At 52.0% G+C, this 7,635-nt stretch carries 9 protein-coding genes and 1 pseudogene; 8 read left to right on the forward strand and 2 right to left on the reverse strand.

All coding sequences use genetic code 11. The annotated features are described in order from the left end of the window. The first annotated feature begins 2 nt into the window (after window positions 1-2). Genes F7Q90_RS11945 through F7Q90_RS11965 form a run of 5 tightly spaced genes read left to right on the forward strand, consistent with a single transcriptional unit; the run spans window position 3 to window position 3,605 of the window. Window positions 3-356: a hypothetical protein gene (locus F7Q90_RS11945; protein WP_151160987.1), complete on the forward strand. Its 354-nt coding sequence runs from the start codon at window positions 3-5 to the stop codon at window positions 354-356. After that, window positions 357-1,556, forward strand: a complete 1,200-nt coding sequence (locus F7Q90_RS11950) for a baseplate J/gp47 family protein (protein ID WP_151160989.1) — start codon at window positions 357-359, stop codon at window positions 1,554-1,556. Further along, window positions 1,553-2,233 (forward strand): DUF2612 domain-containing protein, encoded by a 681-nt coding sequence (locus F7Q90_RS11955; RefSeq protein ID WP_151160992.1) that lies wholly within the window; start codon window positions 1,553-1,555, stop codon window positions 2,231-2,233. Before F7Q90_RS11950 ends, F7Q90_RS11955 begins: the two co-directional genes overlap by 4 nt. Then, on the forward strand, window positions 2,233-3,018 hold the full coding sequence (locus F7Q90_RS11960) for a phage tail protein (RefSeq protein WP_151160994.1): 786 nt from the start codon (window positions 2,233-2,235) through the stop codon (window positions 3,016-3,018). Before F7Q90_RS11955 ends, F7Q90_RS11960 begins: the two co-directional genes overlap by 1 nt. Beyond that, window positions 3,018-3,605 (forward strand): tail fiber assembly protein, encoded by a 588-nt coding sequence (locus F7Q90_RS11965; protein ID WP_151160998.1) that lies wholly within the window; start codon window positions 3,018-3,020, stop codon window positions 3,603-3,605. Before F7Q90_RS11960 ends, F7Q90_RS11965 begins: the two co-directional genes overlap by 1 nt. A gap of 110 nt (window positions 3,606-3,715) precedes the next feature. On the opposite strand, the gene F7Q90_RS11970 is transcribed toward F7Q90_RS11965, so the two are convergent. Then, window positions 3,716-3,964, reverse strand: a complete 249-nt coding sequence (locus tag F7Q90_RS11970; protein WP_151161000.1) for a DinI-like family protein — start codon at window positions 3,962-3,964, stop codon at window positions 3,716-3,718. A 178-nt stretch (window positions 3,965-4,142) separates the two neighbouring features. Between F7Q90_RS11970 and prfC the strand changes: the two genes are divergently transcribed. The 3 genes from prfC (at window position 4,143) to F7Q90_RS11990 (ending at window position 6,863) form a co-directional block, all read left to right on the forward strand. Then, window positions 4,143-5,732 carry a peptide chain release factor 3 gene (gene prfC, locus F7Q90_RS11980; RefSeq protein ID WP_151161004.1) on the forward strand — a complete coding sequence of 530 codons (1,590 nt, stop codon included), beginning with the start codon at window positions 4,143-4,145 and terminating at the stop codon, window positions 5,730-5,732. 255 nt (window positions 5,733-5,987) lie between these two features. Beyond that, complete coding sequence (gene osmY / locus F7Q90_RS11985; protein ID WP_006117598.1) at window positions 5,988-6,602, forward strand: molecular chaperone OsmY; 615 nt, start codon at window positions 5,988-5,990, stop codon at window positions 6,600-6,602. 99 nt (window positions 6,603-6,701) lie between these two features. Further along, window positions 6,702-6,863: a DUF1328 domain-containing protein gene (locus F7Q90_RS11990; protein ID WP_003848537.1), complete on the forward strand. Its 162-nt coding sequence runs from the start codon at window positions 6,702-6,704 to the stop codon at window positions 6,861-6,863. A gap of 188 nt (window positions 6,864-7,051) precedes the next feature. Here the strand turns inward: F7Q90_RS11990 and F7Q90_RS11995 are convergent. Further along, a pseudogene (locus tag F7Q90_RS11995) lies at window positions 7,052-7,525 on the reverse strand (IS630 family transposase); the annotation flags it as partial. Window positions 7,526-7,635: the final 110 nt, after the last annotated feature.

Genomic DNA, 7,635 nt, shown 5'->3' on the forward strand with positions numbered 1-7,635 from the left:
ACATGCGATACCGGCGTGAAGATGCCGACGGCGATTATACCTTTGGCAGTGGCGATGATACCTGGCTGATTAACTCGCCAGAGGCTGTGGCACAGGCGATAAAAACGCGATTCGAATTGTGGTATGGCGAATGGTTCCTCGATACGACGGCAGGAACGCCGTGGATCCAATCCGTGCTCGGCAAGCAAAAGCCGGAAACCTACAATCTGGCGATCCGCCAACGCATCCTCGAAACGCGGGGTGTGAAGTCCATCCTCTCTTTTAATACGACAGTGAACACCACGACGCGCCGCGTTGAGTTCACAGCTTCAGTCGACACTATCTACGGAACAACGACAGTAACCAGCGAGGCATAAATGGCCCTCAATTTGGACACACTCGGCTTATCGGCAACGGTAACCGCTGAGGGTATTAGTGCGCCCGATTACCAGACGATACTCGATACCCTGACGAGCTTTTTTCAGCAGATTTACGGTACTGATGTGTACATTGACCCGGACAGCAAGGACGGTCAGGTAGTGTCTCTTATGGCTTTGTCGATTCACGATGCCAACAACACCGCCATTACTGTCTATAACAGTTTTTCCCCGGCCACAGCGATGCGCAGCGCGCTAACCAGCAATGTGAAAATTAACGGTATCGCGCGCAAAGCTGCGACGAATTCAACCGTTGATTTACTGCTGGCCGGGACCGCCGGGACGACCATCACGAACGGATCGGTTAAGGATAGCAATAATGTGATCTGGAACCTTCCGGTCACTGTTTCAATTGGTGTAGATGGTACTCTTACGGTAACGGCGACATGTGCTAACTCTGGCGCAGTGGCGGCGCTGGCCGGGACAATCACCACCATTAACACGCCGACCCGTGGCTGGACATCGGTAACTAACCCAACAGCGGCCACAGTTGGTGAACCTGCGGAAAACGACACGCAATTGCGTCTCCGGCAGGGGCAGAGTGTCGCACTTCCATCCATCACTCCGTTTGAAGCTGTCGACGGTGCAATTGCCAATGTTGCTGGCGTGACACGTCACAAGCTATATGAAAACGATAAGGGCACAACGGACAGCAACGGGCTACCGCCACACTCTATTTCCGCCATTGTCGATGGCGGTGATGCAACCGAAATAGCCCAGGCGATCAGGGGAAATAAGGGGCAAGGGACCACTCCCTACGGGAAAACTATTGTCACGGTGCCGGATAAATACGGGAATCCTCATGATGTCGGCTTTTCACGGTCAACTGATGTGCCGATTTACGGGCATATCACGCTGAAAGCCTTCACCGGTTACACGTCACAAATTGGTACGCAGATTCAGCAGGCTGTAGCGGATTACATCAACGGGCTGACAATCGGTGATTCGGTGCTGCTGAGCCGAATTTACTCCCCGGCGAACCTCGGCGTGGTGAGTGGTGGCAACGCACGCTTTTACGATATTACCGAACTGCTGATCGGTAAATCTTCCGGCTCGGTTGCTGCGGCGAACGTTGATATCAGCTATGACGAATCAGCGTCCTGCAAGACCGAAAATATCGCTCTCACGGTGACGTCATGAGCAAATATACGGACAGGATCACCAACTACCACGCGACCAAGCCCAAATTCTTTGATCATGTTGACCTGAGTACCCGACCGCTTATCGATATTTCCAAAAGCATGGGTAGCTTTATCCCTGCTTTCGATATTGATACGGCCGTCGGCGTCCAGCTCGATACGCTGGGGCTTTGGATCGGACGTAGTCGCATCGTCAGCCAGCCGATCACCGGTGTCTATTTCAGCTGGGATACTGACGGGCTTGGATATGACCAGGGCGTCTGGCAGGGGCCGTATGACCCGGATTCGGGTTATACGTCACTTAGCGATGATACCTACCGAATCATTCTCAAGGCGAAAATCGCTATCAACAACTGGGACGGACGGAACGACTCGCTACCGCCGATTCTTGACGCTGCGACGGACGGCTCCGGTCTGAAGATGCAGATCGTCGATAACCAGGATATGACGATTTCTGTCTGGGTATTCCCCGAGACAGATATTGCTGATGTGTCGCTCGAACTGATTGCCGCTATCAAGCAGGGCTATCTCACTGTTAAAGCCGCTGGCGTATGGGCCGGTGATGTTGAGACGCCTTCGATAGAAACACCATCTGAAGGCTCTAAATTCTTTGGGTTTGATATGGATAACGAATACATCGCCGGATTTGATGACGGCGCTTGGGGGGTATTACTCTGATGGCAACAAACAACTTTAAGGCGTTCGCGGTTGATCCTAATGCTAACGTCACATCGCAGACTGACTGGGAATCGCTCCCGGCGCTGCTGTCTGGCTTTACTTCAGGGAAGGCATCCAGCGCCCAGGTGAACAAGGCGATTCGCCAGTCGACCACTATCGCTGCGATGGTGGGCCAGTTTATCGCGAACTCCGGCGTGGATGCGTTGGATAACGCTGATGTTAACGGTCTGGTGACTAAGTTCACTAACGCGCTTATGGCGAACCTCCGCTTGGGAGCAGGAGCGCCTGCTATTGGTATTCCGTTCTTCTGGCCGTCCTCGGCAATGCCCAATACCGTGATGCCCGAGTGGACTGACATGGTATTCCTCAAGTTCAACGGTGCGACGTTCTCGGCAACAACCTATCCGAAACTGGCGCTAGTTTTTCCGGGGTTAGCTCTGACTGAATCCCGCGGTGAATTTTTACGTATCTGGGATGACGGACGCGGCGTTGATAGTGGGCGAGCGTTGATGAGTGCGCAGGGGGATGCTATTCGAAATATTACCGGGACGTCAGCCATGTCCTTACAGACCGATTCGGGTTTTGGCTGGCTTGCTAATGCAAACTATAGCGGCGCCATGTCACCTCAGGTATTAAACGGCGGCGGCCGAGGTGCTACAACAGCCCAAAGTTCAGTTATCAATGGGAATCTCGGCATCAAATTTGATGCTTCTACACAGGTTCCAACTGCGTCTGAAAACCGTCCACGTAACATCGCATTTAACTTTCTGGTAAGGGCAAAATAATGAAACCAGTTTTTGATGAAAACGGCCTGGCAACAGAACCGGGTGACATTCGTTGCTTTTATTACGATGCGGTGACCTCTGAATATACCGGCTGGTCCGATGAATATATTAACATCGGCGTGAGTATGCCCGGGGATTCAACTAATAAAGATCCGGGTGACGAGGTATCCGGGGAAGTCGCTGTATTCACTGATGGGGCATGGACGCAGAAAGAAGATCATCGTGGTGACACCGTGTACTCGACCGACACCGGAGAAGAAAGCACAGTTGACTATATTGGCCCCGTTAAAGATGGTTACACCAGCCTTGCGCCCTCCGGACCGTACGATAAATGGGATGGAGAGAAGTGGGTAACGGATACCGATGCTCAGCACGCCGCAGATGTGGAAGCAGCGAACCAGCATAAGCAGGCGTTGCTCGAACAGGCAGCTGTAGTGACGAGTGACTGGAAAACTGAGCTGACGCTGGGGATCATCAGCGATGAGGATAAGGCGAGCTTGATAGAATGGATGAACTACGTTAAAGCCGTGAAAGCGGTAGACACCTCAACTGCGCCCGATATTACCTGGCCGCCAGAACCTTCATAAAGCAGGAGCTGCAGCCACGTCGTATGCAAGAACGGGCTGCAGTTGGCTCGCGATCGTTCGATAGTGCGAGTATTGAATGACTGCCAGCCGGCGGTGAGTTTACACGGTGATTACTGAACAAACCAGTCGTCCGCATTCTCCCAGGCATCCTGCAAGGTTTCCTGCACAAATGCCTTTGCTTCATCTTTATCTGGAGCGCGGAGGACTGACAAACCATCATTGCTGGCCGACTTCACAATGACCTCTACATCTTCATAGCGCTGGCTGACACGGCGCGTCATTTCCTGTTTTAATGCTTCGGTTGAGCCTTTCGGCATCTTGCCGATCTTCTCTTTAGCGATGCTGATTTCGATAATCATAATGGCACACCTATACTGGTTGGATACACATCAATTATTTAACTGGTTATTCATACAGTGTCAAGTGTGGGAGACGTCCATCAGCAGGTTCTGCTATGCTCAGGCGGCAGCAAAATGTACAATCAGCGGCATGAATTTTTCTTTGTACATACCGTTGTACATACTGGAATAAAAGAACATGACAATGAGCCCCTATCTCGCAGAGGTAGCCAAACGAAGAACCTTTGCCATCATCTCGCACCCGGATGCCGGTAAAACCACCATCACCGAAAAAGTTCTGCTGTTCGGACAGGCTATCCAGACCGCCGGTACGGTAAAAGGCCGTGGCTCTAACCAGCACGCAAAATCCGACTGGATGGAGATGGAAAAGCAGCGTGGTATTTCGATTACTACCTCCGTTATGCAGTTTCCCTATCGTGACAGCCTGGTAAACCTGCTGGATACACCGGGGCACGAAGACTTCTCCGAGGATACCTATCGTACGCTGACGGCGGTCGACTGCTGCCTGATGGTGATCGATGCGGCGAAAGGCGTCGAGGATCGTACCCGTAAGCTGATGGAAGTAACCCGTTTGCGCGATACGCCGATCCTGACCTTTATGAACAAACTTGACCGTGATATCCGCGATCCGATGGAGTTGCTGGATGAAGTGGAAAGTGAGCTAAAAATTGCCTGCGCGCCCATCACCTGGCCGATTGGCTGCGGCAAGCTGTTTAAAGGCGTTTACCATCTCTACAAGGACGAAACCTACCTGTATCAGACCGGTAAAGGTCACACGATTCAGGAAGTCCGCATCGTTAAGGGCCTGAACAACCCTGACCTCGATGCGGCCGTCGGGGAAGAGCTGGCCTCGCAGCTGCGTGACGAGCTGGAGCTGGTGCAGGGCGCATCACACGAGTTTGAACTGGACGCGTTTCTCAGCGGTCAGCTGTCGCCGGTGTTCTTCGGAACCGCACTGGGTAACTTCGGCGTAGATCATATGCTGGATGGCCTGGTGGCGTGGGCGCCGCGCCCTATGCCGCGCCAGACCGATACCCGCACCGTTGAAGCCAAAGAAGAGAAATTCACGGGCTTCGTGTTTAAAATTCAGGCCAACATGGACCCGAAACACCGTGACCGCGTGGCCTTTATGCGCGTCGTGTCGGGGCGTTATGAAAAAGGCATGAAGCTGCGTCAGGTCCGTACCGGCAAAGATGTAGTGATTTCGGATGCGTTGACCTTTATGGCGGGCGACCGTTCGCATGTGGAAGAAGCCTATCCGGGCGACATTATCGGCCTGCATAACCACGGCACCATTCAGATCGGCGACACCTTTACGCAGGGTGAAAACATGAAGTTTACCGGGATTCCGAACTTCGCCCCCGAACTGTTCCGCCGTATCCGCCTGCGCGATCCGCTTAAGCAGAAACAGCTGCTGAAAGGATTAGTCCAGCTGTCGGAAGAGGGTGCAGTGCAGGTGTTCCGCCCGGTGCATAACAACGACCTGATTGTCGGTGCGGTCGGTGTGCTGCAGTTTGACGTGGTGGTGGCGCGCCTGAAGAGCGAATACAACGTCGAAGCCATCTATGAGGCGATTAACGTGTCGACGGCGCGCTGGGTTGAATGCAAAGACGCCAAAAAATTTGAAGATTTCCAGCGTAAAAACGAGGTCAACCTCGCGCTGGATGGCGGCGATAATCTGACCTATATCGCCCCAACAATGGTGAACCTGAACATCACTCAGGAGCGCTATCCTGACGTCATTTTCCGCAAAACCCGCGAGCACTAATCGCGTTTTCAGGGCCATTCTCCCTGGGAATGGCCCGGTTTCCCACGATACAGAACCCTCCTAAAACACGCTTTTTCCTCGCTTTTGACGCACGATCAACCAATTACCCGAGCAAAGTGCCAAATCCCGACTATCCTTATTTCATCGGACGGTTAAAGAGACTTATTTCTCCATGCGTCCTGTGCCGCAGTAGCGTTGTTTGCTGCTCTTGCGCCCACAGTCTGGGGCGAATTAACAGATAGAAGGATGATATCGATGCACACAACTAAGCTTACTAAAACATTAATGGCTGCAATGGTAGGTACCGCACTGTTAAGCGGAAACGTCTTTGCAGAAGAGTCCGCGTCTCAGAAAGCGTCACAAACCGCTGACAGCGCGGGCGCGAAAATCGACAGCTCAATGAAGAAAGTCGGTGGCTTTATGGACGACAGCGCGGTGACCGCGAAAGCGAAAGCGGCGCTGGTGGATGACGACTCGATTAAGAGCACCGATATTTCGGTCAAAACCCACAACGGCGTTGTGACGCTGAGCGGTTTCGTGACTTCACAAGACCAGGCGGAAAAAGCCGTGGCCGTGGTGAAGAAAGTGGAAGGCGTGAAATCCGTTAGTGACAAGCTGCACGTAAAAGACGTGAAAAAGCAGTCCATGAAAGGTTATGCCGGTGACGCTGCCACAACCAGCGAAATTAAAGCTAAGCTATTAGCAGATGACAAGGTTCCTTCACGTAACGTGAAAGTTGAAACCACCGACGGTGTGGTACAGCTCTCAGGTGAAGTGGCGAACCAGGCGCAGTCCGATCGTGCCGAGAGCATCGCGAAAGCTATCGAAGGCGTAAAAAGTGTTAAAAACGACCTGAAGGTCAAGTCTTAACATGACTCCGTGCGGCCTCTGTCCGGGCCGCACAAATAAGAATACCCATCCTGGGATGAAACAAGCAGTTCAATATTAAAAATGGTTAAGGAGAGGCTTATGTTTCGTTGGGGCATTATTTTTCTGGTGATTGCACTGATCGCCGCTGCATTAGGTTTTGGTGGCCTGGCCGGTACCGCAGCATGGGCAGCGAAAGTCGTGTTCGTGGTGGGTATTATTCTGTTCCTCATCAGCTTGTTTACTGGCCGTAAAAAGCTATAGCGATGACCCAGACAGGTTAACGCTGGCATAGTCAGCGTTAAACGGAGACCAGTTATTTGTCGCGAAAGGTAGTGTGAAGCAAAGGATGCTTCATATTCGCAACGAAGTGTTAAAAAGCGCAACGCTAATAGCACAATTAATGGACACTCTGACTGGTTCTCCGTGCTAAATAACTGATCCTAATACCGCTACACTTTAGCCAGCCCATGTTTTCCCCCGGGGAATGGGCTGACGGTATTCATAAAGTGATGGACCTTTTTCAACAGTTGCCACATTGAACTGCACTGGTGATTTCGGGTTATTGTCTCATGAAGCGCCTGCCACAACCGTTCGACATGATTGACCCACGGCGAGTAAATCGGCTGGTAAATGACCCTGAACTTTGGGTTTGCTTTCAGCCAGCGCAACGTTTCACGGCTTTTGTGGATGATGTAGTTATCTACAATGAGCGTAATCGTTTTTGCACGCCGGTATGTCGCCTTCAGATGTTTTAACAGTCTGATAAATAAGGATGAACCTTTACTGTTTCCACCAACGTAGCTGACTTTTCCCGTACCGCTGTGCAGCGCACCGGCAAGATAGTACTTTTCATTCTGGCCCGGAGTGACAACTCGTTTTTGCTGCCCGCGTAACTGCCAGTCAGCAGTAAGCGTCACATTTAAACCGTCTGTGCAGCGGGCTCCGGTTCCGGGAAAATAGTGTCCATCATTTTTTAATGGACACTATCGCGTGAAACACCGGACATGGCTCCTTGAGGCGCTTCGCCTCCATT

This window comes from Pantoea stewartii subsp. stewartii (assembly GCF_008801695.1).
In the GTDB taxonomy this organism is placed as follows: Bacteria; Pseudomonadota; Gammaproteobacteria; order Enterobacterales; family Enterobacteriaceae; genus Pantoea; species Pantoea stewartii.

Excerpts from the sequence above, each read along its gene's own strand:
- F7Q90_RS11955 (WP_151160992.1), top strand. The coding sequence starts at position 1,553 with ATGAGCAAATATACGGACAGGATCACCAACTACCACGCGACCAAGCCC.
- F7Q90_RS11965 (WP_151160998.1), top strand. The coding sequence starts at position 3,018 with ATGAAACCAGTTTTTGATGAAAACGGCCTGGCAACAGAACCGGGTGAC.
- osmY (WP_006117598.1), top strand. The coding sequence starts at position 5,988 with ATGCACACAACTAAGCTTACTAAAACATTAATGGCTGCAATGGTAGGT.
- prfC (WP_151161004.1), top strand. The coding sequence starts at position 4,143 with ATGACAATGAGCCCCTATCTCGCAGAGGTAGCCAAACGAAGAACCTTT.
- F7Q90_RS11990 (WP_003848537.1), top strand. The coding sequence starts at position 6,702 with ATGTTTCGTTGGGGCATTATTTTTCTGGTGATTGCACTGATCGCCGCT.
- F7Q90_RS11945 (WP_151160987.1), top strand. The coding sequence starts at position 3 with ATGCGATACCGGCGTGAAGATGCCGACGGCGATTATACCTTTGGCAGT.
- F7Q90_RS11970 (WP_151161000.1), bottom strand. The coding sequence starts at position 3,964 with ATGATTATCGAAATCAGCATCGCTAAAGAGAAGATCGGCAAGATGCCG.
- F7Q90_RS11960 (WP_151160994.1), top strand. The coding sequence starts at position 2,233 with ATGGCAACAAACAACTTTAAGGCGTTCGCGGTTGATCCTAATGCTAAC.
- F7Q90_RS11950 (WP_151160989.1), top strand. The coding sequence starts at position 357 with ATGGCCCTCAATTTGGACACACTCGGCTTATCGGCAACGGTAACCGCT.